The following is a 24,921-nucleotide window of genomic DNA, read 5'->3' as shown; positions in this document are numbered from 1 at the left end:
GTTTTTCCCCTGATGACGAACGGCGCGCAACGGGCGCGCCGGTTCGGACTGCGCAATTTTCGCTCTGCCCGTTAGCGGGCAACCATGACACCCGCCGCCGAGAAACGTTGCGTAAAATGCAACGAATTGCCTTTTCCTGGGAAATTTTTGCACGGGACAGCGTTAGTTAAGGGTAAACCCTTAACTGTCCGCGTGGAAAATCCGCCGCATTCCGGCCCGGAGCCGCCGCCATGGATGAACAACTCGACGCCCGCCGCACGCACTACTTCATGCAGGTCATGAGCCGGGGCTCGGTGCGCGGCGCGGCCGAAGCGCTGGAAATGGATCCGTCCGCCGTCAGCCGCGCCATCGCCGCGCTGGAACGCGACTGCGGCATGGCGCTGTTCGAGCGCCGCGGCCGCGGGCTGGTGCCCACCGATGCCGGCCACATCCTTGCCCGCTACGTAAAGCGCCAGCAGGACATCCAGGAAAGCTTCTTTTCCGAGATCGACAGCCTGCGCAAGGCCGAGCGCGGCCACATCGATCTGGTGCTGGGCGAGGGCTTTGTCGAGCTCATGTTCGACCGCGTCCTGCCGGGTTACTGGCGCAGCCACCCGGAAGTCACGCTGGATATCGACGTGGCCCGCACCTCCGAGATCGTGCAGCGCATCGTCGACGACCGTGCCTATATCGGGCTGGTGTTCCAGCCGCCCAACGACGCGCGGCTGCGCACGCATTACTCGCGGCCCGAACCGATACGCGCCATCGTGCGCGAGGACCATCCGCTCACGCGGCTGCGCCGCCCCCTGCTCTTGACCGACCTGGCCGACTACCCCGGCGCGTCCATGCAGGAAGGCTTTGGCGTGCGCCAGCACATCCAGGCCGCCGAGATCAGCGAGCAGGTGCGGCTGCACAACGTGCTGACCACCTCGTCCTTCAAGGCGCTGTGGCAATTCGCGGCCGCCGGCATCGGCTACGCGCTCACGCCCCCCATCGCCGTCACCGCCGACATGCAGGCACAGCGGCTGGCCAGCCTGCCGCTGGCCAATCCCATCCTGAATCAGGGCAGCCTGCACGTCCTGAGCCGCGCCGGCCGCCACATTTCGCCCGCCGCGCGCGAACTGCTGGACCACATCGTGCGCGGCATCGGCGCGCATGCCGCCGCGCCAACTGATACGGTCGGTTGAACCGGATCTGCCTCTGTCTGCGCCGCAGCCCAACGTCTACAGTGGACGGTCAAGAATCTGCCCGGAGGCGCATATGCTCGGTTTCCTGCGCACGGTCCGCTCCGTGCTGTGGGCCTTTTTCGGCGTACGCCGCGGCCGCGGCTACGACGCCGACATCGCCCACAACAAACCTGGCCCCCTCATCGCCACCGGCCTGCTGCTCGCGGCCTGCCTGGTGATCATTCTGGTGTTCGTGGCGCGGTGGGCAGTGAATGCGGCGTTGTAGCCGCGTCGCCGGCGAGCGCCGGCCGGGGCAGTTGCGACTATCCATATGCAACGACGGCGCCGCTGGACGGCATCGGTGCAGATGATTTCCCGCAAAGGCCGAAAACCCATCCTTTGCAAAAATACCCGCCACGCATGAACCATGCCCCTCCGGCAGCCGTACTTTGCGAAGGGCCTAGCGCCCGGCCTCCGCAAAAACAGCCGCCCCGCCGCCCGGCCGCCCGAAGGCGGGGCAGCCCCCTCGGGGGGCAGCTAGCGCGCAGAGCGCGCGCGGCGTGGGGGCATTGATAGCCGCCCCGCCGCCCGGCCGCCCGAAGGCGGGGCAGCCCCCTCGGGGGGCAGCTAGCGCGCGGAGCGCGCGCGGCGTGGGGGCATTGATAGCCGCCCCGCCGCCCGGCCGCCCGAAGGCGGGGCAGCCCCCTCGGGGGGCAGCTAGCGCGCGGAGCGCGCGCGGCGTGGGGGCTCTTATTTCTTTATTACCAGAATGACTTAGACGGTCTTTACGGCTGCCTGTTACGGTTATGAATCCCGTTTTTCCGGCGCCGTGCGCCTGCCCCGTTCCGGGGTTCAGACCGAGAAGATTTCAAGGGCAGTAGACATGTACGTGTATGACCCCGTCGATCAACAGCTTGTCGAGCAGCGTGTCGCGCAGTTTGCCGATCAGACGCGCCGCTTTCTCGACGGCCAGCTTACCGAGGACGATTTCCGCGTCCTGCGCCTGCAGAACGGCCTGTATATCCAGCGCCACGCTCCCATGCTGCGCGTCGCGATTCCGTATGGCCTGCTGGCGTCGCGCCAGTTGCGCACCCTGGCGCACATCGCGCGCAAATGGGACCGCGGCTACGGGCATTTCAGCACCCGTCAGAACATCCAGTTCAACTGGCCCAAGCTCGAAGACGTGCCGGACATCCTGGCGGAACTCGCCACGGTGCAGATGCACGCCATCCAGACCAGCGGCAACTGCATCCGCAACACCACCACGGATCACTTTGCCGGCGTCGCGCCGGACGAGCTCGTCGATCCGCTGATCTGGTGCGAGATCATCCGCCAGTGGTCCACGCTGCATCCGGAATTCGCCTTTTTGCCGCGCAAGTTCAAGATCGCGGTCAGCGGCGCCGTGGAAGACCGCGCCGCCGTGGGCGTGCACGACATCGGCCTGCAGGCGGTCGAACGCGACGGCAAGCTGGGTTTCCGCGTGTGGATCGGCGGCGGCCTGGGCCGCACGCCCATCGTCGGCAAGCTGATCAATCCGTTCGTCGAATGGCAGCACCTGCTGACCTATCTGCAAGCCGCGCTGCGCGTGTACAACCTGCATGGCCGCCGCGACAACAAGTACAAGGCGCGCATCAAGATCCTGGTCAAGGACCTGACGCCCGAGGTCTACGCGCAGCAGGTCGATGAAGAATGGCAGCGCATCAAGGGCGGCCCCGACACCATCACGCAGGAATTCGTGGACCGCATCAAGTCGCGCTTCGTCTGGCCGCAGCACGATGCCGCCGCCGCGGCGGACATCGACAACACCGCCGCGCTGGCCGCGGACGACAAGCGTTTTGCGCGCTGGCTGCGCACCAACGTGCATGCGCACAAGGTCGCCGGCTACGCCGCGGTCACGGTGTCGCTCAAGCCCACCGGCGTGCCGCCGGGCGACATCACCGCGGACCAGATGGACGCCGTGGCCGACCTGGCCGACGACTTCGGTTATGGCGAACTGCGCGTGTCGCACGAACAGAACCTGATCCTGGCCGACGTGCGCCGTTCGCGTCTGCATGAGCTGTGGCAAAAGCTCGAGGCCCTGAACCTCGCCACGCCCAACGTCGGCCTGCTGACCAACATCATCGCCTGTCCGGGCGGAGACTTCTGCGCGCTGGCCAATGCCGTCTCCATTCCCGTGGCCGAAGCCATCCAGCGCCAGTTCGACGATCTGGACTATCTGTTCGAAATCGGCGAACTGGACCTGAACATCTCGGGCTGCATCAACTCTTGCGGCCACCATCACGTCGGGCACATCGGCATCCTCGGCGTCGATAAGGCCGGCGAGGAGTGGTACCAGGTCACGGTGGGCGGCCGCCAGAACGGCGCCGCCAAGCCGCTGCCCGACCTTGAATCCACGCACGGCGGCGGCGCGGCCATTGGCCGCATCATCGGCCCGTCGTTCGCGCGCCATCAGGTGCCCGGCGTAGTCGACCGCCTGATCCGCACCTACCTGGGCCTGCGCGACAGCGAGGCCGAGCGCTTCATCGACGTGGTTGACCGCGTCGGCATCGACCCCTTCAAGCAGGACGTGTACGCGGACCCTGCCTTCGCCAAACCCACGCAGCACGCGGAGCCCGCCCATGTCTGAGATCTACGCCCACGACGCGCCCGGCCCGCACCTGATCCGCAACGGCAAGCTGGAGGCCGACACGTCGCGCCCCTTCGTGCCCGAACCCGAAGTGCCGGCCGAAGGCCAGGTGCCCGCCGACGAACCCGGCTGGATCGTCCCGCTGTCCGTCTGGAAGACATCGCGCGCCACGCTGCGCCGCCATAAGCATCCCGTGGCGGTATTGCTGAGCCCCGATGCCGACCTGACCGATCTGGCGGACGCCGACGGCGTGCTGCATCCCGAAGGCATCGCCTTCATCGCCGTGGACTTCCCGGTCTACACCGATGGCCGCGGCTACTCGCTGGCCCAATTGCTGCGCACGCGCTACCAGTGGCAAGGCGAGCTGCGCGCGGTCGGCGACGTGATGATCGACACCATCCACTACCAGGCGCGCGTGGGCTTTGACAGCTTTCTCGTCAAGCCGGGACACGATCCGCACAAGGCGCTGGCCGCCTTCAAGACGTTCACGGTGCACTACCAGAAGACGTACCGCGTCCCCACGCCCGCGGCCGCATAAACGGGTCGCAAAAACGGGTCGCAAAAACGGGCCGCCTGAACGAGGCCGCCAGAACGAGGCCCCCTGCGGCCTCAGTCCCCTTCGCCGGGCGACGCCCCAAGCTGCATGCCGAACCCGCTCTGCGCCAGTTGCGCTCGGATCAGGTCGGCAATGCTGCGCTGGCGCGGCGCCTGCATCCGGCTGATCAGGCTGGATACGCTGACCGCCAGCCGCGGATACCCGCCGGCATCGCACAGCGCCACCCCCACGCCCAGCACCCCCGGCACCGCCGCGTTGCCCACCACCGCCCAGCCGCGCCCGCGTGTGTTCTCGACCAGCCGCCGCATCTGCGCCACCGTCATGCCGCCATAAGCGCGTAGCGCCTGCTCGTTCTGCGCCACGACCTCGTCGGCTTCGGCAGCGGGCAATGCGCCCAGCAGCGCCAGACCCGCCGCGCCGACTCCCAGCGGCTGGCGATGCCCGACCGTCACGGCCAGCACCTGCACCGGGTAGTTGCCGACCTCGCGATGCAGGCAGAGCGAATCGTTCGCCGCCCGGCAGATGAGAAACGCCGAATCGCCGCTGACATCGCTGATCTGGCGCAGCAACGGCCGCAGGCTGCGCACGGCCTGCGCATGCGGATCGCCGGCCATCATCACGCCCAGTTCGGCGACGCGCCAGCGCGGCGCGCCCGATTCGCGCAGGGCGTAGCCCTCTTCGACCAGCACATCCAGGTAGCGGTACACCGTGGACCGCTGCATGCCCGCGGCCCGCGCGATGTCCACCACGTGCATGCCGGCCGCGCCGGCCTGGCGCAGCACGCCCAGCACCTTCAGCCCGCGCCGCAGGATGCGCGGACCGGAACCCTCGGAATCCGGTTTGTTCAATTTCTGGACACCTTGCGTTGATAGGGCCTCCATCAAAGCCGAATATGAAGGCGGACAGACGGAGATCTGTCCAATTATTAGACAAACAGGACGGAGACAACAATGAAGACATTCGGCAAGCGCTGGACCACTGCGGCGGTGGCCTTGAGCGGCGCCCTCGTGGCCGCCGCCCCCGCCTGGGCGGCCAAACCCTATCCCGAACGCCCCATCACCCTCGTCGTCGGCTACGCCGCCGGCGGCGCCACCGACATCGTGGCGCGCCTGATGGCCAAATCGCTGTCCGAAGAGCTGGGCCAGACGGTCGTGGTCGAGAACAAGACGGGCGCCAACAGCAACATCGGCGCAGAAATCGTCTCGCGCGCCGCGCCCGACGGCTACACGCTGTATGTCGGGTCCATCGCCAACACCATCAACCGCACGCTGTACAGCCAGCTGAACTACGACTTCGTCAAAGGCTTCGAACCGGTCGGCCTGCTGGCGACCATTCCGAACATCCTGGTGGTCAATCCCAAGCTGCCGATCAAGTCTGTGCAGGAGTACATCGCGTATGCCAAGAAGAACCCCGGCAAGCTGACCTGCGCCTCGTCAGGCAGCGGATCGTCCATTCACCTGTCGTGCGAGCTCTTCAAGATGAAGACCGGCACCGACATCCTGCACGTGCCCTATCGCGGCAGCGGCCCCGCGGTGGCGGATCTGCTGGGCGGCCAGGTGGATTCCATGTTCGACAACCTGCCCTCGTCCCTGCCCCACGTGCAGGCGGGCAAGCTGCGCGCCATTGGCGTGACGTCGCCCGAACGCCTACCCGCCACGCCCGATGTGCCCACGCTGGCCGAATCCGGCCTGCCGGGCTTCGACGTGGAATCGTGGTTTGGCCTGGTGGCGCCGGCCGGCACGCCCAAACCCGTCATCGACCGCCTGAATCAGGCGGTGAACAAGGCGCTGGCCAGCCCCGCCCTGCAGACCTCGTACAAGCAGGGCGGATTCTTCCCGCCGCAGCCGCCCAACACGCCGGAGACCTTTGCCAAGAAGATCGCCAGCGAAATCGACAAATGGGGTGCGGTCGTGAAAAGCGCCAACCTCAAGGCCAACTAGCGATCCAAGGAGCCAAGGTGTACCCGATTGATTTTTTCTTCCGCGCGGCCGAGCTGCACCCGGATCGCGTGGCGCTTGATGGTCCCGACGGGCAGGTCACCTACGCGCGGCTGGCGGCCGACACCCGCGCGCTGGCGGCCGCCCTGCAGGACCTGGACCCGGCGCCGCAGACGCGCGTGGCCATCTGCGCGGGCAACTCGGCGCGCCACATCCTGGCCCTGCTGGCGGTGCTGGCCAGCGGCAAGGTGTGGGTGCCGCTCAACTACCGCAGCACCGCGCGCGAGATCGGACGCATCCTGGATGCCACCGAGCCGACCATCGTGATCGTGGACGGCGTGGGCGGGCCGCTCGTGCCCGCGGGCCCGTCGCGACGCGTCGAGCTGGAAGACGCGGCGGCAGACCTGACGCTGGATGGCCTGTTGGCCGGCTTCGCGGGCCGTGCGCCGCTGCGGCACGCGCTGCCCCGCGATGCCACCCAGGCCATCAAGTTCACGGGCGGCACCACCGGGCTGCCCAAGGGCGTGATGCAGCCGTATCACGCGTGGAACGCCGGCATCGTCAACCAGATCCTCAACTGGGGCCTCACGGCCGACGACCGCTATGTGGTGTCCGCGCCCATCACGCACGGCACGGGCACGTATCTGTTGCCCGTGCTTGCGCAAGGCGGCGCGCATCTGCTGCTCGATAGCGTGTCGCCCGCCACCATCACGGCGGCGTTTCGCGAGCGGGGCGGCACGCTGAGCTTCATGCCGCCCACGCTCATCTACATGCTGATGGCGCAGCCACGCGTGTCGCGCGCGGACTTCCCGCGGCTGCGCAACCTGATCTACGGCGGCGCGCCCATGCCTGTCGAAAAAATCGAACGTGCGCGCGCGTTCTTCGGTCCGGTGCTGGGCACGACCTACGGCCAGACCGAGGCGCCGCAGATCGTCACCGTGCTGCGTCCCGCCGACCTCGAAGCGCCCGAGAACCGCGCGTCGGTCGGCCGGGTCACGCCGCTGTCGGACGTGGCGATCATGGCGCCCGACGGCACGCTCTTGCCGCGCGGCGAGATCGGCGAAGTGGTGGTCCAGGGCGATCTGGTCATGACCGGCTATTGGCGGCTGCCCGAAAAAACGGCCGAGACCGTGGTCGACGGCTGGCTGCACACCGGCGACACCGGCCTCATCGATGCGCGCGGCTATCTGTTCCTGAAGGACCGGCTGCGCGACGTCATCATCACCGGCGGTTTCAACATTTACCCGGTGGACGTCGAGAACGCGCTGTCGGCGCATCCGGCTGTCTACGAGTGCTCGGTATTCGGCGTGCCCGACGACAAATGGGGCGAGGCGGTGCACGCGGCCGTTCAGCTTCAACCCGGCGCGCAAGCGAGCGACGATGAACTGAAGGCGCACGTGCGCACGCTGCTGGGCCCGGTGGCCACGCCCAAGCAGATCCATTTCCACGACAGCCTGCCGCGCTCGAGCGTGGGCAAGGTGCTGAAGAACGCGGTACGCGACGCCGCAATGAAGGAGACGCCATGAACACGCCCGAAACCCGCCTGTGCGCCCATCACCTGACCGGCATGTCGTACCGCGACGTCGACCTGGTCGAAGACCTGATCGGCAAGAAGTCCTTCACCGAGGTGATGATCATGCAGATCCTGGGACGCGACGCGCGCCCGGTGGACATGCGCATCGTGGACGCCGTGCTGGTCACGCTGATGGAACACGGCATGACGCCCAGCGCGATCGCCACGCGCCTGATCTACATGAGCGCGCCCGAGAACCTGCAGGGCGCCGTGGCGTCCGGCCTGATGGCCGTGGGCAGCCAGTTCGTCGGCACCATGGAGAACTGCTCGCGCCTGCTGGACCGCATCCGGCAGGCCGCCGACGGCCCCGCCGAGGCGCTGGCGATTGCGCGCGAGCACCGCGCCTCGCGCAGCCCGCTGCCCGGCTTCGGGCATCACCTGCACAAGCCGGACGATCCGCGCGCGATCAAGCTGCTGGCGCTGGCCGAGGCGGAAAGCGAGCTGAGCGGCGAGTCCGTGCAGGCCCTGCGCTGGCTGGCCAGTGCCATCGACGAGACGTACGGCAAGCACATCACCATCAATGCGACGGGCGCCGTGGCCGCGCTGCTCAGCGAAATCGGCGTGCCCACCGACCTGATGCGCGGCTTTGCCGTCATCTCGCGCGCGGCGGGCCTGGTGTCGCACGTTGCCGAAGAGCAGCAAAGCCCTTCCGGGCGCTTTATCTGGGAAACCATCGACCACGCCATTCCATACGTGGGCAAGGGCAAATCCCATCAGCAAGACGGCGGTCAATCATGACGGCGGCATCCGGCGGGCGCCTGGCCGGCAAGGTCGCGCTGGTGGCGGGCGCGGGCACGTCGGCGCCCGGCTGGAGCATCGGCAAGGCCAGTTGCGTGACGCTGGCGCGCCAGGGCGCGGCCGTCGTTGCGCTGGACGCCAATCTGGCGGCCGCCGAAGAAGCGGCGCACGAAGTCGAATCGGCCGGCGGCAGCGCGCTGCCGGTGCAGGCCGACGTGGCCGACCCCGCTGCGATGCAGGCCGCGGTGGATGCGGCGCTGGGCCGCTTCGGCCGCATCGACATCCTGCAGGCCAACGCGGGTATCGGCAAGGTGGGCGGTCCCGAAGACATCTCGCTGCAAGACTGGGACCGCATCCAGCAGGTGAACGTGACCAGCCTGCTGATCGCGACACGGCTGGTGGTCCCGCTGATGCGCGCGCAAGGCGGCGGGGCCATCGTCGCGGTGTCGTCGATCGCGGGCATCCGGTACACCGGCTATCCGCATCTGGCCTACAGCGTCAGCAAGGCCGCCGTCATCCACTTCGCGCGCATGGCCGCGCAGCAATATGCCGCCGACCGCATCCGGGTGAACACGGTGATTCCCGGGCTGATCGACACCCCGCGCGTGGCCAGCAATGTCGCCAGGATGTTCGATGCCAACGACCTGGACGCCGCCCGCGCGGCGCGCGACAGGCAGGTGCCGATGGGCCGCATGGGCACACCCTGGGAGGTCGCCAATGCGGTGGCCTTTCTGGCTTCCGACGATGCGTCTTACATCACCGGCACCGAACTGCTGGTCGATGGCGGCCTGACAGGCAAGTACGCCTGAAGGGCAAGTACGCCTAACGCGCCTACTCGGCCTTGATGTTGCCGCGCTGGATCACGCCCGTCCACTTGGCCACGTCCTCCTGGATGCGCTGCGCGAATTGCGCCGGCGTGCTGCCGACGGGCTGAAAGCCCATCCCCGTCAGCTTGTCCCGCAACGCGCCGCGTTGCACGGATTCTGCCAGCGTCTGCGACAGGCGCTCGATGATCGGCGCGGGCACGCCGGCCGGCGCAACCAGGCCGAACAACGGCGAGATATCCACGCCCGGCAGGCCCGCTTCCGCAAAGGTGGGCACGTCGGGCAGCTGGCTGACGCGCTGCGGGCTGGTGACCGCCAGCGCCCGCAGCTTGCCGCCCTTGATGTGTTCAAGCATCGTGGGCACGGTGGCAAACCCGAACTGCACCTGACCGCCCAAGAGATCGGTGATCACAGTGCCGCCGCCGCGGTACGGGACGTGCAGCACGTCCACGCCCGCCTGCTGGCGCAGTTGCTCGCCGGCCAGATGCGGACCGCTGCCCACGCCCGCCGATCCGAACGACAACGTGCCCGGCTGCGCCTTGGCCAGCGCCACAAAGGACGCGATGTCCGTCGCCTTGACCGAGGGGTGCACCACCATGACGAAAGGCGCCGTCGCCATCAGCGAGATCGGCGCGAAGTCCTTGATGGCGTCATACGGTTGACGCTCGCCCAGCAGCGCGGGATTGATCGTGAACGTGGAGTCGACCATGCCGATGGTGTAGCCATCGGGCGCCGACACCGCAAGGGCGCGCGTGCCGATCGTGGTGCCGCCCCCGCCCCGGTTCTCCACGACGAAGGGCTGACCCAGCGCCTCGGCAAACACCTGGCCCGCCATGCGGCCCAGCGTGTCCGTGGCCGCGCCCGGCGGATACGGGATGGTCAGGCGGACCGCCTTGTCCGGATACTGCGCGGCGCGCGCCGCGAAAGACCACGGCAACACGGCGGCGCCAGCGGCCAGGGCCGCGCCATTGATCAGGAACGCTCTGCGTGAGGGATGCATGGGGTTGTCTCCAGGTTCATATGCGGTGCGGCCTCTTGAGGGCCGGTTCGTATTTCAGTGCGTCTTTCGTATCTGATGCGTGGGCGCGGATGCGTGTGCTTCAGCTGCTGTAGCGGCCTTCGGCAAGTTCCGCCTCGGGGTCCGCGCCCAAGCCAGGGGCGTCCGGCACGTCGACCCAGCCGTCCTTGATGGGCACGCTGCGCCCGTAGGGCACGTGCGCCAGTTCGACGTACAGGCGTTCCAGCGATACCTCGGCCTGTTGCGCGGCGATCAGGTGCAGGCTGGCAAGGTATCCGGGACCGAAGAACGCCACCTGCGGCGCGCACACGACGCGCGTGTCCGCGCACTTTTGCGCGATGCGCCACGCGGCGGTCAGGCCCAGCTTGATGACGCTGGGCTGCACGTACTGCGCTGCTTCCGTGTCCACCACACGCTCCAGGTCGGTCGCGCTGGCGGCGTTCTCGCCCACCGCCAGCGGAATGCCGCAGGCATCCTTCAAGCGGGCCAGCGCGCGGTCGTCTTCCGGCGGCCACAAGGGTTCCTCGATCCAGAACGGATCGTGCGGCCGCATCGCCTCGATGGCGGCTTCGGCTTCGCCGGGCAGCCAGGCGCAGTTCGTGTCCACCATGATCGGCACGCCCGGCCCCGTGCTGCGGCGCACGGCAGCCAGCGCATCGGCCGTGCGCTCGTGCAGCTTGATCTCGATATAGCCTTCGTCCAGCGCGCGCGTGGTCACGGCGTCCAGGCGTTCGGCGTTGCCGTAGTACTGAAGCAGCGACGCGTACACGCGCACCCGTTCGCGGCGCTTGCCGCCCAGCAGTTCGTACAACGGCACGCCCGCGCGCTTGGCGCGCAGGTCCCACAGCGCGATGTCCAGACCGGCCAGCGCGTGCACGACGGGGCCGGACCGCCCCAGGTTGTGCAGCGTGCGCTGCATGCCCGGCAGCAAGGTGTCGTCGTCCGCGTCCCGCCCGCAGGCCAGCGGGGCGATCAGCGATTCGAAGATGGCGGGCAAGGCGCGCGGCTCCACGCAGTACGACTCGCCCCACGCCACCGTGCCGTCTTCCGTCTGCACGCGCACCAGCGCGCTGTCGAGCTTGTCGCGCGGCCGGCCGGCGAACAGCGGCGACGGGCTCCAGTGATGAAACGGCAGGCGCAAGGGAATGCAGGTGACGGAAACGATGGTGTTGGCGGGCATGGCGGCGCGGAGGTCGGGATGCAAAATGCGATGGGCTATTCTGGCGGCCGCTGGTTCATATGGTCAAATAGATGAATTGACTATTTCCATATGAATTTCATATGTTCAACCGGCGAGAACTCCTGCTGCTGCGCGCCATGTACCGGCACGACACCGTCACCGCCGCGGCGGCATCGGTCAACATGACGCAGCCCGCCGCCAGCGCGCTCTTGCGCGACATGGAAACGCGGCTGGGCTTTGCGCTCTTCAGCCGCGAGAACCGGCGGCTGCACCTGACCAGCCAGGGCCGCGCGCTGATCCCGGAAGTCCTCAATGCGCTGGCCGGCATCGAGGCCGTGGACCGGCTGGCCGTCGACATCCGCCAGGGCGCGCTGGCACGGCTGGATGTCGCTGCCGTCGCCATTGCGGCGTCCAGTCTGCTGCCGCCGGCCCTGGCCGGCGTGCGCCGCGCCCATCCGTCCGTGGCCGTGACCGTGCGCGCCGGCACCGCCTTGGAAATCATCGAGATGGCGGTGGACCATCGCATCGACCTGGGCATCATTATCGGTTCGCCGCCGGACATCGACCGTGTGTCCAGCCTGCGGCTGGCGCCCCTGGGGCTGCATGCGGTCATGCCGAAGGACCATCCGTGGGCCAGAAAGGCCACGTTGACGCTCGACGAAGTCGCTGAAGCCGGCCCGATCGTACTGGCCCCCGCCCTGCCCGCCGGGCGCGCGACGCGTCAGGCGCTGGAGGCACGCGGCCTGCCCTATCGCCCCATCATCGAGGCGGCGCAATCATCGGCGGCGTGCGCGCTGGCCGCGCAAGGCCTGGGTGTGGCCATCGTGGAAAGCCTGGGCGCGCATTACGCCGAACGGCAGGGCCTGGCCGCGCGGCGCCTCTTGGCGCTGGAAGACCCGGTGCTGGCGGTGGTGTGGTCGCGCGACCGCGCGATGAGCGCGCCGGCGCAGGTGCTGCAGGAAGGCTTGGCGAACGAGGCGCGCATGTGGCTGTCGCGCGGGGAGGCCGCGGCTGACGAACGCCAGACGGCGCGAGGCCGGACGCGCACGCGCCCGGCCGCTTGAACGTGGCGGGACGGCTTACCAGGAGGTCGTATAGGCGCCGGGGAACTGCTTGGCCACGAAAGCCTTCACTTCGTCGGACTGGTAGGCCTTGATGAAGCGCGCGATGCGCGGATCGTTCTTGTTGTCCTCGCGCGCGGCGATCACGACGGCCGCAAACGGTGCGTCCTTGCTCTCCAGCACCAGCGCGTCCTTGGCGGGCGACAGGCCGGCGGGGATGGCGTAGGCGGAATTCACGGCGGCGGCATCCACGTCCTTGAGCGAGTGCGGCAGCTGCGCGGCCTCGATCTCGACGAACTTCAGGTTCTTGGGGTTCTCGGCGATGTCGAAGATCGACGCCGTCACCGTCACGCCGTCCTTCAGCTTGATCAGCTTGGCGGCCTGCAGCACCAGCAGCGCGCGGGCGCCGTTGGTCGGGTCGTTCGGAATGGCCACCTTGCCGCCCTGCGGCAGATCGTCCAGCGACTTCACGCGTTTGGAATAGATGCCCATCTGCTGCACGACGGCCGTCGCCACCGGCACCAGCTTGTAGCCGCGCGCCTTGTTCTGCGATTCCAGGAAAGGCTTGTGCTGGTAGATGTTCACGTCCAGCTCCTTGGCGTCCAGCGCGGCATTGGGCTGGATGAAGTCGCTGAATTCGATCAGCTTGACCTTCAGTCCTTCCTTGGCGGCCACCTGCTGCACGACTTCGCCGATCTGCGCGTGCGGACCGACGGTGACGCCCACCTTCAGCTCGGCGTCCTGCGCCATCGCCGAGGTGCCGGCAAAACCGATAAGGGTGGCAAGTACGGCCAGGGAATGACGAAGGCGCATGGGAGATCTCTAGAGGTAGTCGTAATGAGACCCCGGATTCTAGAGACGCCGCCTCAAAACCGGAAGCGATGAATATTCATATTGATATGTGGATTTCGATATAAACACCGCAATGACAGCGCCAGCACATGCGGACACAATAGAGCCTGCTTTCATCAAACCACCCGCCTCCATGTCCACGACTACCGAACTCCATCCGCATGCGCGCGCGCTGCTGGCTGACCATTACGCCGCCGTCGACGCCGACCTGCCCGCCCTGCTCGACCTGCTGTTTGCGCGCAGCGCCGGCGAAGACTGGCACAAGGCCGGCACGTTCAAGCATCACCTGCTGGGCGTCTACCGCACGCTGGCGCTGTGGAACCAGCCGCGCGAGGTCCGCCTGCTGGGCCTATTTCATAGCGTGTACGGCAACGAATACGTGGACCTCACGCTCTTTGACCGTGAACGCGAGCGCAACACGCTGCGCGATGTGCTCGGCGCCGAAGCCGAAGAATGGGTCAGCCTCTTTTGCGCCATGCCGCGCACGCGATTCGTGCAGGCCATCCTGCAGGGACAGGGCACGGGACCGGAAGGCCTGACGCTGGAAGGCGCCGACGGGCAGGTGTTCACGTTCACGCCCCGCCAGGTCGCCGCATTCACGGTGGTGTCCGCCGCCGACATGGGCGAGCAATGGCATAGCTGGCAGGACGAGATCTTTGCCTGCTATCCGCAGCAGCAGCGCCGCGACTTGAAGACCAACTGGGCCTCGTCGCTGTGGCCCGGCCCGCTCAAGCCGCCGTCGAACATCCTGTCGATGCTGTCGCATCTGCTGGCGCCGCTGTCTCGCATGCCGCAGGACACCGGCATTCCGCTGCCGCCCGCCTTCGACAATTGCCGCGCCACGCTCAGCCCGCGCGACGAAGCGGCGGCCAGCGCGCTGTACTGGCAAGTCATCACGCGCATGCATCCCCTGACCGAAATGGACAGCGCCCGCCACATGCTGGAAGCCGCGGTGGAACACAACCCGTGGGTCGGCGAACCGCGCCTGCTGCTGGCGCAACTGGCGTTGACGTCAGGAGATTTCGAGGCCGCGGAACAGCATGCCGCCGCCGGCCTGGCCGCGCTGCAGGCCTGGGGCACTGCTTGGGACAAGCGCATCGAATGGGCCGGATGGATGGCCTGGGCGCGCATCGAACTGCAGAACGCGCGCGCGCGCAAATGGCCGGAAAACCTGGCGGCGTTGAACGGGCTGGGCCTGGTGGAGTAGCGCCGGCGGGGCTTGCCGGGACGGGACGGGACGGCGCGGGCGGCTTTGCGCCCGCGTGCCTGTGCGAATGGGGTGGCTAGCGCCTACGTGGCTTGCCGGCTTGGGCAGGACGGGAGGCTAGCGCCTACGTGCCTTCCCAATGCGGCCCGGGCACAACGATGTCGAACAATTCCAGCACGCGCGCCACGGTGTGATCCACCATCTCTTCGATGGACGCGGGCCGGTGATAGAACGCCGGCAGCGGCGGAAACACGATGCCGCCCATTTCAGTCACCGCCGTCATGTTGCGCAGGTGAGCCAGATTGAACGGCGTCTCGCGCACCATCATCACAAGGCGGCGGCGCTCTTTCAGCGTGACGTCCGCGGCGCGGGTGATCAGGTTGTCGGACAGGCCGTGGGCCACGGCCGCCAGCGTGCGCATGGAGCACGGCACGATCACCATGCCCGCGGTCTGGAAAGCGCCGCTGGCCAGCGTGGCGCCCACGTCGCGCACGCTGTGCACATGATCGGCCAGCGCATAGACGTCGTGGCGGCTGACATCGAGCTCATGCTTGATGTTCAGCACGCCAGAGGCGGACACCACCAGGTGCGTCTCGACGTCTTCGACGTTGCGCAGCGCCTGCAGCATGCGCACCGCGTAGAGCGCGCCGGTGGCGCCCGTGATGCCGACGACGAGCCGCCGCATGATGGCGTTAAGCCGTGGCGCCGGATTGCTCCAGCAGCGTCTTCAGTTCGCCGGACTCGTTCATCTCGTTCATGATGTCCGAGCCGCCGATGAACTCGCCGGACACGTACAGCTGCGGAATGGTGGGCCAGCTGGAGAACTCCTTGATGCCCTGGCGGACTTCGTCGTCCTCCAGCACATTGACCGTGACGAGCTTCTTCACGCCACAGCCTTTCAGGATCTGAATGGCCTTGCCGGAGAACCCGCATTGCGGGAACTGGGCGGTGCCCTTCATGAACAGCACGACGGGGTGCTGGGTAACGGTTTCACGGATGAATTCTTGAACGTCGCTCATGGTGGTCTCTTGGACTGGCAAAACGGAATTGCTCAATTATAGGTACACCCGGGAAAACCGCCCGATTACCCCGCCGCGGGGCCGGTATATCCAGGGCAAACGCAACAACACGTGTCGGGCCGGGCGAGCTGCGCGGGAAGGTGTCAGACACCCGGGTGACGGCGCGGCAACCTGAACGGGCATATCCAGGGTGTCAGACACCTGCGACCAGCAAACGCCCGCCCGAGATCCGCTCGATCCCCGCCAGATCCTGCCGGCTGTGCACGTCTGCAAACCCGGCCTGGCGCAGCATGCCGCGTACCTGCTCCGCCTGATCCCAGCCGTGTTCCATCCAGAGCGAGCCGCCGGGCTTCAGGTGGGCGCCGGCGCCTTCGACAATGCGCGCCAGATCCTCCAGCCCGCCCGCGCCATCGGTCAGCGCGCCGCGCGGCTCAAAGCGCAGGTCGCCCTGGTCCAGATGCGGATCGTCGCTGGCCACGTAGGGCGGATTGGAGACGATCAGGTCAAAGCCCTCGCCAGCCGGCACGGCCTCGTACCAGCTGCCTTCGACAAATCGCACCGCAGCGGTCAACTCCCACGCGTTCGCGGCAGCCACGGCCAACGCAGCCGCGCTGACGTCCGACGCCATCACGCGCGCGTCGCGCCGCGCCAGCGCGATCGACACCGCGATCGCGCCGCTGCCCGTGCCCAGGTCCAGCACCATCGGCCCGGTGACGCCAGCAATGCATTCCAGCGCGGTTTCGACCAGCACTTCGGTGTCGGGCCGCGGAATCAGCACGTCGGGCGTCACCCGGAACCGGTGCCCCATGAACTCGCGATGGCCCAGCAGGTAGGCCATGGGTTCGCCCGCCAGCCGGCGCAGCGCCAGGGCCTCGTACGCCGCCGCCACCTCGGGCGCCAGCGCATCGGTGTCGTGCGCCAGCAGCCAGGCGCGCGGCTTGTCCAGCACGTGCTCCAGCAGCATGCGCACTTCCAGGCGCGGCAGGCGCGTGTCCAGCAGCAGGCTCTTGATCTGGGGCGCGGTCATCGCGTCGGCCTCAGATGTCGTCGCCCAGCGCGGCAAGCTGCTCGGCCTGGTGCTCGGCGATCAGCGCGCCGGTCAGTTCCTCGAGGTCGCCTTCCATGATCTGCTGCAGCTTGTACAGCGTCAGGTTGATGCGGTGATCGGTCACGCGGCCCTGCGGATAGTTGTAGGTGCGGATGCGCTCTGAGCGGTCGCCCGTGCCGATGAGGCTCTTGCGCTCGGCCGCTTCCTTGCTCTGGCGCTCGCGTTCTTCCTTGTCCTTCAGGCGCGCGGCCAGCACCTGCATGGCCTTGTCCTTGTTGCGGTGCTGCGAGCGGTCGTCCTGGCATTCGACCACCAGCCCGGTCGGCAAGTGGGTGATGCGCACCGCCGAATCCGTCTTGTTGATGTGCTGGCCGCCCGCGCCGCTGGCGCGGAAGGTATCGATGCGCAAGTCGCTGGGATTGATGACGATCTCGGACATGGCGTCGGCTTCGGCCATGATGGCGACCGTGCAGGCCGACGTGTGGATGCGGCCCTGCGCCTCGGTCGCCGGCACGCGCTGCACGCGGTGCGCCCCCGATTCGAACTTCAAACGGCCATACGCGCCGTCGCCGTCGATGCGCGCGATCACTTCCTTGTAGCCGCCCAGTTCGGACGGGCTTTCGGACATCAGTTCCACGCGCCAGCCGCGCTGTTCCGCGTAGCGCGTGTACATGCGCAAGAGGTCGCCCGAGAACAGCGCGCTTTCGTCGCCCCCCGTGCCCGCGCGGATTTCCAGGAACACGCTGCGCCCGTCGTTGGGGTCGCGCGGCAGGAGCAGCAGCTGCAGCGCCGCTTCCAGCGTTTCCAGCTTGCCGCGCCCGGTCTTGATCTCTTCTTCGGCCATCGCCTTCATGTCGGGCTCGGACAGCATCTCCTGCGCCGTCGCGATGTCTTCCTCGGTGCGGGCGAACGCAGTGAAGGCTTCGACCACCGGCTCCAGTTCGGCGCGCTCGCGGGAAAGCTTGCGAAAGCGGTCCATGTCGGACGCGGTTTCCGGTTCGGCGAGCAAGGCATCGACCTCGATCAGGCGATGGCACAAATGCTCCAGCCGGCTGCGCATGGAAGATTTCATGAGGGGAAGACCCAAGGAGAAGACAGAAAAAGCGGGCGCCCACAAAGCGAACGCCCGCCATGAGGCGGGGCGTGGGGCAGAGCCGCTAACGGCGGGAGTCGCGGCCGGGGAAGAGGCGCGGCATCCAGGCAAGCAGTTGCTTGCGGTCGTCGCCTTCGCTGCGGTTCAGCGCCGCGAGCGGGCCGTGCAGGTACTTTTGCGTCAGGCCGTGCGCCAGTTGTTCGAGCACGGCTTCGGCCGATTCGCCCCGCGCGAGCAGGCGGCGGGCGCGTTCCAGTTCGGCGGCGCGGACGTCTTCGGCGGCCTGGTGCAGGTCGCGGATGACGGGCACCACTTCGCGGGATTGCATCCAGTGCATGAAGCCCTGGACGCGGGTTTCGATGATGGCTTCGGCTTGCACCACCGCGGCGCGGCGGGCGTCGGTGCCGGTCTGCACCAGCCGGCCCAGATCGTCGACGGAATACAGGTACACGTCGTCCAGGCGCCCGACTTCGGGTTCGATGTCGCGCGGGACGGCCAGATCGATCATGACCATCGGGCGGTGACGGCGCAGGCGCGTGGCCCGTTCCACCATCCCCAGACCGAGGATGGGCAGGGAGCTTGCCGTACAGGAAACGACAACGTCGAATTCGGACAGCCGCTCGGTCAGGTCGGACAGCTTCATCGTGCTGGCCGAGAAGCGGTTGGCCAGCAGTTCGGCGCGTTCGGCCGTGCGGTTGGCCACCACCATGCTGCGCGGACGCTGCGCGGCAAAGTGCGTGGCGCACAATTCGATCATTTCGCCCGCGCCGATGAACAGCGTGCGGGCCTGGTCCAGATTGCCGAACACACGCTCGGCCAGGCGCACCGCGGCGGCGGCCATGGACACGGACTCGGCGCCGATGGCGGTCTGCGAACGGACTTCCTTGGCGACCGAGAAGGTGCGCTGGAACATCTGATGCAGCAGGGTGCCCAGGGAACCGGCTTCGCCAGCGGCACGCACCGCGTCCTTCATCTGGCCCACGATCTGGGTTTCGCCCAACACCATGGAATCCAGGCCGCTCGCCACGCGGAAGGCGTGACGCACGGCGTCGTCTTGATGATGGCGATACAGGTGCGGGCGCAGCGTGCCGGCGTCCAGGCGGTTGTGTTCGGCCAGCCAGGCGGGCAACTGATCCGCCACGTGGCCGTCGGCCGCGCAGTAGATCTCGGTGCGATTACAGGTGGACAGGATGGCGGCTTCGCGGACAGAGCCGCCGAACGCCGAACGCAAGCCTTCGAGGGCGGGCTTGACCAGATCGACGGGCATGGACACGCGCTCGCGGACCGATACCGGCGCGGACGTGTGATTCAGACCGAAGGCAAGGACAGCTACCGACATGTGTGAGGGATGGCGGAAAGCCACCCGCGGCTAAGCGTTAAGAACTGCCACTATAAGAACAATGTGTCGCAGCCCGCTTGTCTCGCGTCAAAGGCGGGAAAGCATCCGGCTGTAACAACAAAACCGCTGACGATTATACTCCTGCGGGTTATCCCCAGGCCACTTCCGCCCCCGATTGCCGTCAGATGACGCCTTTTCGTGCCGTGAAGCCAACAGTCGGCGGCGACGGGCGATCCGGGAAATCCGTGCGGTTCGGAAAAAAGTGGCACAACGCCGACCCGGCTGGCACAAGCCTGAAAAATTGTGTATAGTTGCGGACTTCGTTGGCCTGGTAGCTCAGTCGGTAGAGCAGAGGATTGAAAATCCTTGTGTCGGTGGTTCGATTCCGCCCCAGGCCACCAAAAGCATTCGGGACTTCGGTTCCCACGAAAAACCCAGCCCTTGCGCTGGGTTTTTTGTTGAGTTTTTTGGTGGCGGCGGCGTGTGCGCCTCCACCTGTCCCGACATTTTGTGTATAGTGGCGGGCTTCGTTGGCCTGGTAGCTCAGTCGGTAGAGCAGAGGATTGAAAATCCTTGTGTCGGTGGTTCGATTCCGCCCCAGGCCACCAAAAGATTCCTGCACTTAGCCCCGCCCGGTATTTACTGCGGCGGGGTTTTTGCTTTTCGGCGCGCCAATTGCCAGACATGCTTGCGATACCTACCCCACGCCGGCAGCGCTCGCATTAAATGCGCCATTCGCCATTCGCGAATTGCGAATGGCAACACCCACATTGCCCTTCTGGCCCGCCGCATTTCGCGATATCGTGACATGCCGCCGTTTCGCAGTCGATCCCAAGTAACCGCACGTCCGTCCCCCACCACGGAGTCGCACCATGCGCGCCCGCGCACGAATCCTCTTCTGGCTGTCTGGCCTGGTCCTGGGATGGGCGCGCGTGGCGCTTGCGGCGGAAACGCCGCCGCCTGCCGCGCCGCCCGCCGCGATCCAGATGGCCGAGATTCCGCTGCGGGCGGACACGGATTTGCGGTACGCCGAGGGCGTGTTGCAGCGCGCGGCGACGGCGGATCCGCTGACCGCGCTGATGCCGCCGCTCGATGCCATCGCCAAATCCGCCGACGAAAAGCTCTACGAATTCCAGCCGGCCCAACTGCGCAACTTTCCCATCATGCGGCTTGAAAGCCTGGAGCGGCACTGGCTTTTCGACGTGCGGCGGCTGGCGCGCTGGCGGGCCGACATGCGGCAGGCGACGGCCTGGTACGCCAGTGACGCGGCCGAGCTGCTGCGCCGGCGCACGGCCTGGCAGGCGATCAAGGACGCGCCGGGCGCGGCGGGGCTGCCGGCGGCATTGGCCGACCGCGTCGACGTGGTGATCGCGCAGTTGCTGGCGGCCAGCCAGGCACTGTCCGTGCCGCTGTCGCGCCAGGTCGAACTGGAACAGCGGGCCAATGCGATCGAGGAACAGATCAGGGCAGGCCAGCGCCAGGTGATGGAGGCGATCAGCTACGTCGACGCACGGCTATTGCGGGTGGATTCGCCGCCGCTCTGGGCGTTGGACTGGTCCGGAAGATCCGACCAGGACACCATGACCCTTCTGCGCCAAGGTCTGGACATCGAGGTCCGCTTCGCGCGCGACTATGGCGCCGCCGGCGCCAGCAATCAGCGCGCGCTGCACACGCTGCAACTACTGCTGTTGCCGCTGCTGATCTGGCTGGCCAGAAAGAGCCGCAACGCCATCCGCACCGGCGTCATGAGCGAAACCGCCGCCGGTGTGCTCGGGCGGCCGATCTCCACGTGGGTCCTGCTGTCGATGATGGGCGTGCTGGCCCTGGAGCCGGACGCGCCGTTGATGGTGCAGCAGATCGCCCTGGTGCTGGCGGCGGTGCCGGTGCTGCGCCTGCTTCCGCCCGCCAGCCGCCGGCATCTGGACCATTGGCCGCGCGTCATCACCGTGCTCTTCCTTGCCGAGCGGCTGGGCTTCCTGTTCCTGGCCAACACCCTCTTCTATCGGCTGTCGACCGTAGCTGCGGCCGTCGCAGCCCTGACGGCCATTCTGTGGCTGCTGGCGCGCGGACGGCGCCAGACCTATCCGCCTGGCTCCGAGCGGCTGGTGCGCGCCTTGCGCGCCGTCGCCTGGTGCGCGGCGGGGCTGCTGTGCGTGTCGCTTGGCGCGAACCTCATCGGCAATGTGTCGCTGTCCGAGATGCTGACCAGCGGCATCATCGGCAGCGGCTACTTCGGGCTGGTGCTGTACGCGGGCGTGACCGTCATCATCACGCTGCTGCAGCTTCTGCTGGCCCGCCAGGGCATCTCGCGCTTCCGGCTTGCGCGCGAACACGCGCCGCCGCTGGTGCTGCTGCTGATCCGGCTTGTCAGCGCCGCCGCAGTCGTGGGCTGGGCGGTCTACACCATGGACCGCTTCCGCGTCCTGCGCGCCACCTACGCCTTCGTGACGCAGGTGCTGTCCTACACGCTGGAAGTCGGCGAGGTCTCGATCAGCCTGGGCAACATCCTGGTTTTCGCGATCTCGGTCGTGATTGCCTTCTGGGCCGCGCGCGCGGTGCGTCTTATCCTGCACGACGAGGTTCTGACCCGCATGTCGCTGCCGCGCGGCGTCGGCAACAGCATCGCCTCGCTGTCGTACTACCTGGTGCTGCTGCTGGGATTGGGCATCGCGCTGTCGGCCGCGGGTTTCCAGACCAGCCAGCTCACCATCGTGTTCGGCGCCTTGGGCGTGGGCATCGGCTTTGGTCTGCAGGGCGTGGTGAACAACTTCGTGTCGGGCCTGATCCTGATGTTCGAGCGGCCGATCCAGCCCGGCGATGTCGTGGAGATCGGCGGCACGTCGGGCCAGGTGCGGGATATCGGCATGCGCGCCACCCGCATCAAGACGTTCGACGGCGCCGACGTGATCGTCCCGAACGGCACGCTGCTGTCCGACAAGCTGACCAACTGGACGATGCTGGACCGCAGCCGCAGGATCGAGATCAGCATCGGGCTGGCCTACGGCACCGACCCGCGGCAGGTGCTCGCGCTGCTGGACGACGTCGCGCGGCAGACGCCCGGCGTCGTCACGGAGCCTGCGCCGATGGTGCTCTTCATGGGCTTTGGCGCCAGCACGCTGGATTTCAGCTTGCGCGCGTGGACCTACGACTTCGACCGGTGGATCGAGATCCGCAGCGACATGCTGGCGCGGATGTACGACACGCTACGGGACGCGGGCATCCAGATCCCCTTTCCGCAGCGGGACTTGCACTTGCGCAGTGTTTCGGAAGAGGCTGGCCGTGCGATCTTCGCGGCCAGGCAATCCGGACCGGACGCCCCGTCTGCGGGCTGAAGCTGTACCTTAAGCGCCGGCATCGGCGCCGCTTCACCCGCCGGCCATCACCGGCACCGTCAACCCGTTCTTGACCCGGCTCATCACCACCAGCGTCGAGAACCGCTTCACGTTCGGATTGCCCCAGAAGTAACGCTGCGCGAACACCTCGTATTCGGCCATGTCGCGCATGGTGAGCGTCAGCACGAAATCGACCTCGCCGGTCACCGACAGGCATTGCATGATTTCGGGCGCGTTCTGCATGGCGCGCTTGAACTGGTCGAGTTTGTCGGCGCGTTCGCTTTCCAATGACACCAGCACAACCATCGTGATGCCGCGGCCCACGGCGGCGGGGTCGACGACGGACACGTCCGCCGTCACCACCTTGGCTTCGCGCAGCCGCTTCATGCGGCGCAGGCACGATACCGGCGACAGGTTCACGCGTTGCGCGACGTCCTGGCTGGTGCGCTGGTTGTCTTCCTGCAGGCTTTGCAGGATCTGCAGATCGAAATCGTCTAGTTCCATGAGGTGCTCGGAACGCGGGGAAATGGCGCCCAGGATGGCGCGGGGAGAGGCTATTCGAGGATTCTAATCGGGGCGGCGATGCAATCCTTCGCGATTTCGACGGGAAACTTCATTTCGGGTCCGCCGGACGCAGGAATTATTCAGGCCGCTTGCTTACACTGGGAGCCCTCCGCCCGCACATGCGGGATTTTTCACGCTGCACCCGCAATGCCCTCACTCCAGTTGTTCCTGCTGTTCCTGGCCGCCGATGCGGCCTTGAAGCTTACGCCCGGCCCCGACATGGCGCTTACGCTGTCGCGAGGCATGACGCAGGGATTCCGCCCCGCTTTCCATAGCGTGCTGGGCAACGTGGCGGCCGGGTTCGTCCAGGTGCCCGCCGTGGTGCTGGGGTTGGCGTCGGTGCTGCGGACCTTTCCCACGCTGTTCGTCGGTATCAAGGCGGCGGGCGGCCTGTACCTGGGCTACCTGGGCATCAAGGCCATGATCCGGTGCGCGAACGCCGCCGAGGTGTCGCTGGCGGCCCAGCCCGGCGACGCGCGCGACGCCTTCTGGCAGGGCTTCATCACCAATCTGCTGAACCCGAAAGTGCTGCTTTTCATGATCGCCTTCCTGCCGCAGTTCACCTCGCCGGACAACGGACCGGTCTGGATCCAGATGCTGGTGCTGGGCGTCACGATGAAGGCGCTCAGCCTGCCGTACGGCAGTTGCTTTGCGTACGGCGCGTCGCGCATCCGCGGCTGGGTCGGGCGCAACCCCTGGTTCCTGCGCATGCAGCAGGGGCTGCTGGGCGCAATCATGTTCGGGCTGGCGATCTACGTGCTGATTTCCACAGCGATGCATCCACAGCCCTGACCGCTCATCCGCCCGCCTGAACCGACGACGCCATTGCACACCCTCAGCCTTCCATGACCGCCGCCACCTTGAACAACGGACACCCCAGCGCCACGTCCACCCTGCTGCCCACCCTGTCGCTGATCGGCGCCATGGCCTCCTTGTGCGTGGGCACGTCGTTCGCCAAATCGCTGTTTCCCGAAGTGGGCGCGCAAGGCACCACCGCATATCGCATCGTCATCGGCGCCATCATCCTGCTGGCCTTCTGGCGGCCCTGGCGCTTTCCGCTCACGCGCCGCAACGCCGCAAAGATCGCCCTGTATGGCGTGACGCTGGCGTGCATGAACCTGCTGTTCTACATGGCGCTCAAGACCCTGCCGCTGGGCATTGCCATTGCCATCGAATTCACCGGGCCGCTGACGCTGGCCGTGGTGCTGTCGCGGCGCGCCATCGACTTCGTCTGGATCGCCTGCGCGCTGGCCGGCCTGATCCTGCTGATCCCCACCGGGCAGTCCGTGCACGACCTCGATCCGCAAGGCATCGCGTACGCACTGGGCGCGGCCGTGTGCTGGGCGCTGTACATCATCTTCGGCAAGATGGCCGGAAACGTGCATGGCGGACAGGCCACGTCGCTGGGCCTTCTGGCGGCCACGATGGTGGCCCTGCCGGTCGGCGCGGCGCACGCGGGCATGGCGCTATTGGATCCCAAGTTGATCCTGGCCGGCGTGGCCGTCGGCATCCTGTCCAGCGCACTGCCTTACTCGCTGGAAATGGTGGCGCTGCGGCGGCTGCCGCAAAAGACCTTCGGCGTGCTGCTCAGCATGGAGCCAGCGATGGGCGCGCTGGCCGGGGTGGTGGTGCTTAACGAGCACCTGTCCCAGACGCAATGGCTGGCAATTTTCGGCATCATCGTCGCGTCCGCCGGCTGCGCGGCCACGGCGCAGCGCAGCCGCAAGGCGCCGATCCCCGCGCCGGATTGATCAGACGCCTGCGCGAGCGGACGGTGTCTCACCAGATACCGTCTTGACCGTCAAGCGT

At 67.3% G+C, this 24,921-nt stretch carries 23 protein-coding genes and 2 tRNA genes; 15 read left to right on the top strand and 10 right to left on the bottom strand.

Annotated features, from left to right (window positions below):
• Positions 1-230 precede the first annotated feature (230 nt).
• The 4 genes from FBY20_RS13220 to FBY20_RS13205 all read left to right on the top strand — a co-directional run bounded on the left by FBY20_RS13220 (position 231) and on the right by FBY20_RS13205 (position 4,309).
• Entirely contained in the window at positions 231-1,166 is a 936-nt protein-coding gene (locus FBY20_RS13220) for a LysR family transcriptional regulator (RefSeq protein WP_142052578.1), read from the top strand.
• A gap of 73 nt (positions 1,167-1,239) precedes the next feature.
• Positions 1,240-1,431, top strand: coding sequence for a DUF2970 domain-containing protein (locus FBY20_RS13215; protein WP_056559812.1), 192 nt, complete (start codon positions 1,240-1,242; stop codon positions 1,429-1,431).
• Between the two features lie 597 nt (positions 1,432-2,028).
• Positions 2,029-3,771 carry a nitrite/sulfite reductase gene (locus FBY20_RS13210; RefSeq protein WP_142052575.1) on the top strand — a complete coding sequence of 581 codons (1,743 nt, stop codon included), beginning with the start codon at positions 2,029-2,031 and terminating at the stop codon, positions 3,769-3,771.
• Positions 3,764-4,309, top strand: coding sequence for a DUF934 domain-containing protein (locus FBY20_RS13205; RefSeq protein WP_142052573.1), 546 nt, complete (start codon positions 3,764-3,766; stop codon positions 4,307-4,309). The genes FBY20_RS13210 and FBY20_RS13205 overlap by 8 nt, the downstream gene beginning before the upstream one ends.
• Positions 4,310-4,380: 71 nt before the next feature.
• Here the strand turns inward: FBY20_RS13205 and FBY20_RS13200 are convergent, their stop codons facing one another.
• Positions 4,381-5,175, bottom strand: coding sequence for an IclR family transcriptional regulator (locus FBY20_RS13200; protein ID WP_142052570.1), 795 nt, complete (start codon positions 5,173-5,175; stop codon positions 4,381-4,383).
• Between the two features lie 102 nt (positions 5,176-5,277).
• Between FBY20_RS13200 and FBY20_RS13195 the strand changes: the two genes are divergently transcribed.
• From FBY20_RS13195 to FBY20_RS13180, 4 genes are read left to right on the top strand one after another with little or no spacing between them, the layout of a single operon-like run.
• On the top strand, positions 5,278-6,267 hold the full coding sequence (locus FBY20_RS13195) for a tripartite tricarboxylate transporter substrate binding protein (protein ID WP_142052567.1): 990 nt from the start codon (positions 5,278-5,280) through the stop codon (positions 6,265-6,267).
• A gap of 17 nt (positions 6,268-6,284) precedes the next feature.
• The gene (locus FBY20_RS13190) at positions 6,285-7,790 is read left to right on the top strand and encodes a class I adenylate-forming enzyme family protein (RefSeq protein ID WP_142052564.1); all 1,506 of its coding nucleotides are present in this window, start codon (positions 6,285-6,287) and stop codon (positions 7,788-7,790) included.
• A complete protein-coding gene (locus FBY20_RS13185) occupies positions 7,787-8,575 on the top strand; it encodes a citryl-CoA lyase (RefSeq protein WP_062839013.1) in 789 nt (262 codons plus the stop codon). The genes FBY20_RS13190 and FBY20_RS13185 overlap by 4 nt, the downstream gene beginning before the upstream one ends.
• Complete coding sequence (locus tag FBY20_RS13180; RefSeq protein ID WP_142052561.1) at positions 8,572-9,384, top strand: SDR family NAD(P)-dependent oxidoreductase; 813 nt, start codon at positions 8,572-8,574, stop codon at positions 9,382-9,384. Before FBY20_RS13185 ends, FBY20_RS13180 begins: the two co-directional genes overlap by 4 nt.
• 22 nt (positions 9,385-9,406) lie before the next feature.
• Here FBY20_RS13180 and FBY20_RS13175 read toward each other — a convergent pair whose 3' ends face one another.
• A complete protein-coding gene (locus FBY20_RS13175; RefSeq protein ID WP_056319902.1) occupies positions 9,407-10,399 on the bottom strand; it encodes a tripartite tricarboxylate transporter substrate binding protein in 993 nt (330 codons plus the stop codon).
• A 100-nt stretch (positions 10,400-10,499) separates the two neighbouring features.
• A complete protein-coding gene (locus tag FBY20_RS13170; protein ID WP_142052558.1) occupies positions 10,500-11,597 on the bottom strand; it encodes a mandelate racemase/muconate lactonizing enzyme family protein in 1,098 nt (365 codons plus the stop codon).
• A gap of 101 nt (positions 11,598-11,698) precedes the next feature.
• Between FBY20_RS13170 and FBY20_RS13165 the strand changes: the two genes are divergently transcribed.
• Complete coding sequence (locus FBY20_RS13165) at positions 11,699-12,661, top strand: LysR family transcriptional regulator (RefSeq protein WP_142052555.1); 963 nt, start codon at positions 11,699-11,701, stop codon at positions 12,659-12,661.
• A gap of 15 nt (positions 12,662-12,676) precedes the next feature.
• On the opposite strand, the gene FBY20_RS13160 is transcribed toward FBY20_RS13165, so the two are convergent.
• Positions 12,677-13,471, bottom strand: coding sequence for a MetQ/NlpA family ABC transporter substrate-binding protein (locus FBY20_RS13160; RefSeq protein WP_056319907.1), 795 nt, complete (start codon positions 13,469-13,471; stop codon positions 12,677-12,679).
• A gap of 172 nt (positions 13,472-13,643) precedes the next feature.
• Here FBY20_RS13160 and FBY20_RS13155 point away from each other — a divergent pair, with 172 nt between their 5' ends.
• The gene (locus tag FBY20_RS13155) at positions 13,644-14,717 is read left to right on the top strand and encodes a tetratricopeptide repeat protein (RefSeq protein ID WP_056319909.1); all 1,074 of its coding nucleotides are present in this window, start codon (positions 13,644-13,646) and stop codon (positions 14,715-14,717) included.
• Positions 14,718-14,841: 124 nt separating this feature from the next.
• Here FBY20_RS13155 and FBY20_RS13150 read toward each other — a convergent pair whose 3' ends face one another.
• The 5 genes from FBY20_RS13150 to hemA form a co-directional block, all read right to left on the bottom strand.
• Positions 14,842-15,402 carry a UbiX family flavin prenyltransferase gene (locus FBY20_RS13150; protein ID WP_056319911.1) on the bottom strand — a complete coding sequence of 187 codons (561 nt, stop codon included), beginning with the start codon at positions 15,400-15,402 and terminating at the stop codon, positions 14,842-14,844.
• A gap of 7 nt (positions 15,403-15,409) precedes the next feature.
• A complete protein-coding gene (grxD, locus tag FBY20_RS13145) occupies positions 15,410-15,736 on the bottom strand; it encodes a Grx4 family monothiol glutaredoxin (protein WP_056319914.1) in 327 nt (108 codons plus the stop codon).
• 193 nt (positions 15,737-15,929) lie between these two features.
• The gene (prmC, locus tag FBY20_RS13140; RefSeq protein ID WP_056319915.1) at positions 15,930-16,763 is read right to left on the bottom strand and encodes a peptide chain release factor N(5)-glutamine methyltransferase; all 834 of its coding nucleotides are present in this window, start codon (positions 16,761-16,763) and stop codon (positions 15,930-15,932) included.
• Positions 16,764-16,773: 10 nt separating this feature from the next.
• On the bottom strand, positions 16,774-17,856 hold the full coding sequence (gene prfA, locus FBY20_RS13135) for a peptide chain release factor 1 (protein ID WP_056319917.1): 1,083 nt from the start codon (positions 17,854-17,856) through the stop codon (positions 16,774-16,776).
• Between the two features lie 85 nt (positions 17,857-17,941).
• Positions 17,942-19,216: a glutamyl-tRNA reductase gene (gene hemA, locus FBY20_RS13130; RefSeq protein ID WP_142052552.1), complete on the bottom strand. Its 1,275-nt coding sequence runs from the start codon at positions 19,214-19,216 to the stop codon at positions 17,942-17,944.
• A gap of 325 nt (positions 19,217-19,541) precedes the next feature.
• On the opposite strand from hemA, the gene FBY20_RS13125 reads away from it, so the two are divergent.
• The 3 genes from FBY20_RS13125 to FBY20_RS13115 all read left to right on the top strand — a co-directional run bounded on the left by FBY20_RS13125 (position 19,542) and on the right by FBY20_RS13115 (position 22,548).
• Positions 19,542-19,617 (top strand) — tRNA-Phe (locus FBY20_RS13125).
• 131 nt (positions 19,618-19,748) lie between these two features.
• Positions 19,749-19,824 (top strand) — tRNA-Phe (locus FBY20_RS13120).
• Positions 19,825-20,088: 264 nt separating this feature from the next.
• Positions 20,089-22,548: a mechanosensitive ion channel domain-containing protein gene (locus FBY20_RS13115; protein WP_142052549.1), complete on the top strand. Its 2,460-nt coding sequence runs from the start codon at positions 20,089-20,091 to the stop codon at positions 22,546-22,548.
• Between the two features lie 33 nt (positions 22,549-22,581).
• Here FBY20_RS13115 and FBY20_RS13110 read toward each other — a convergent pair whose 3' ends face one another.
• Positions 22,582-23,052 (bottom strand): Lrp/AsnC family transcriptional regulator, encoded by a 471-nt coding sequence (locus FBY20_RS13110; RefSeq protein WP_056319925.1) that lies wholly within the window; start codon positions 23,050-23,052, stop codon positions 22,582-22,584.
• Positions 23,053-23,259: 207 nt separating this feature from the next.
• Here FBY20_RS13110 and FBY20_RS13105 point away from each other — a divergent pair, with 207 nt between their 5' ends.
• Both FBY20_RS13105 and FBY20_RS13100 read left to right on the top strand, forming a co-directional pair.
• On the top strand, positions 23,260-23,904 hold the full coding sequence (locus FBY20_RS13105; RefSeq protein WP_142052546.1) for a LysE family translocator: 645 nt from the start codon (positions 23,260-23,262) through the stop codon (positions 23,902-23,904).
• Positions 23,905-23,957: 53 nt separating this feature from the next.
• Complete coding sequence (locus FBY20_RS13100) at positions 23,958-24,863, top strand: EamA family transporter (protein WP_142052544.1); 906 nt, start codon at positions 23,958-23,960, stop codon at positions 24,861-24,863.
• Positions 24,864-24,921 lie beyond the last annotated feature (58 nt).

Source organism: Achromobacter sp. SLBN-14 (assembly GCF_006715415.1).
Taxonomy (GTDB): domain Bacteria; phylum Pseudomonadota; class Gammaproteobacteria; order Burkholderiales; family Burkholderiaceae_B; genus Achromobacter; species Achromobacter mucicolens.
The sequence above is the reverse complement of the archived record's forward strand: the minus strand, read 5'-3'. Positions and strand labels throughout refer to the sequence as shown.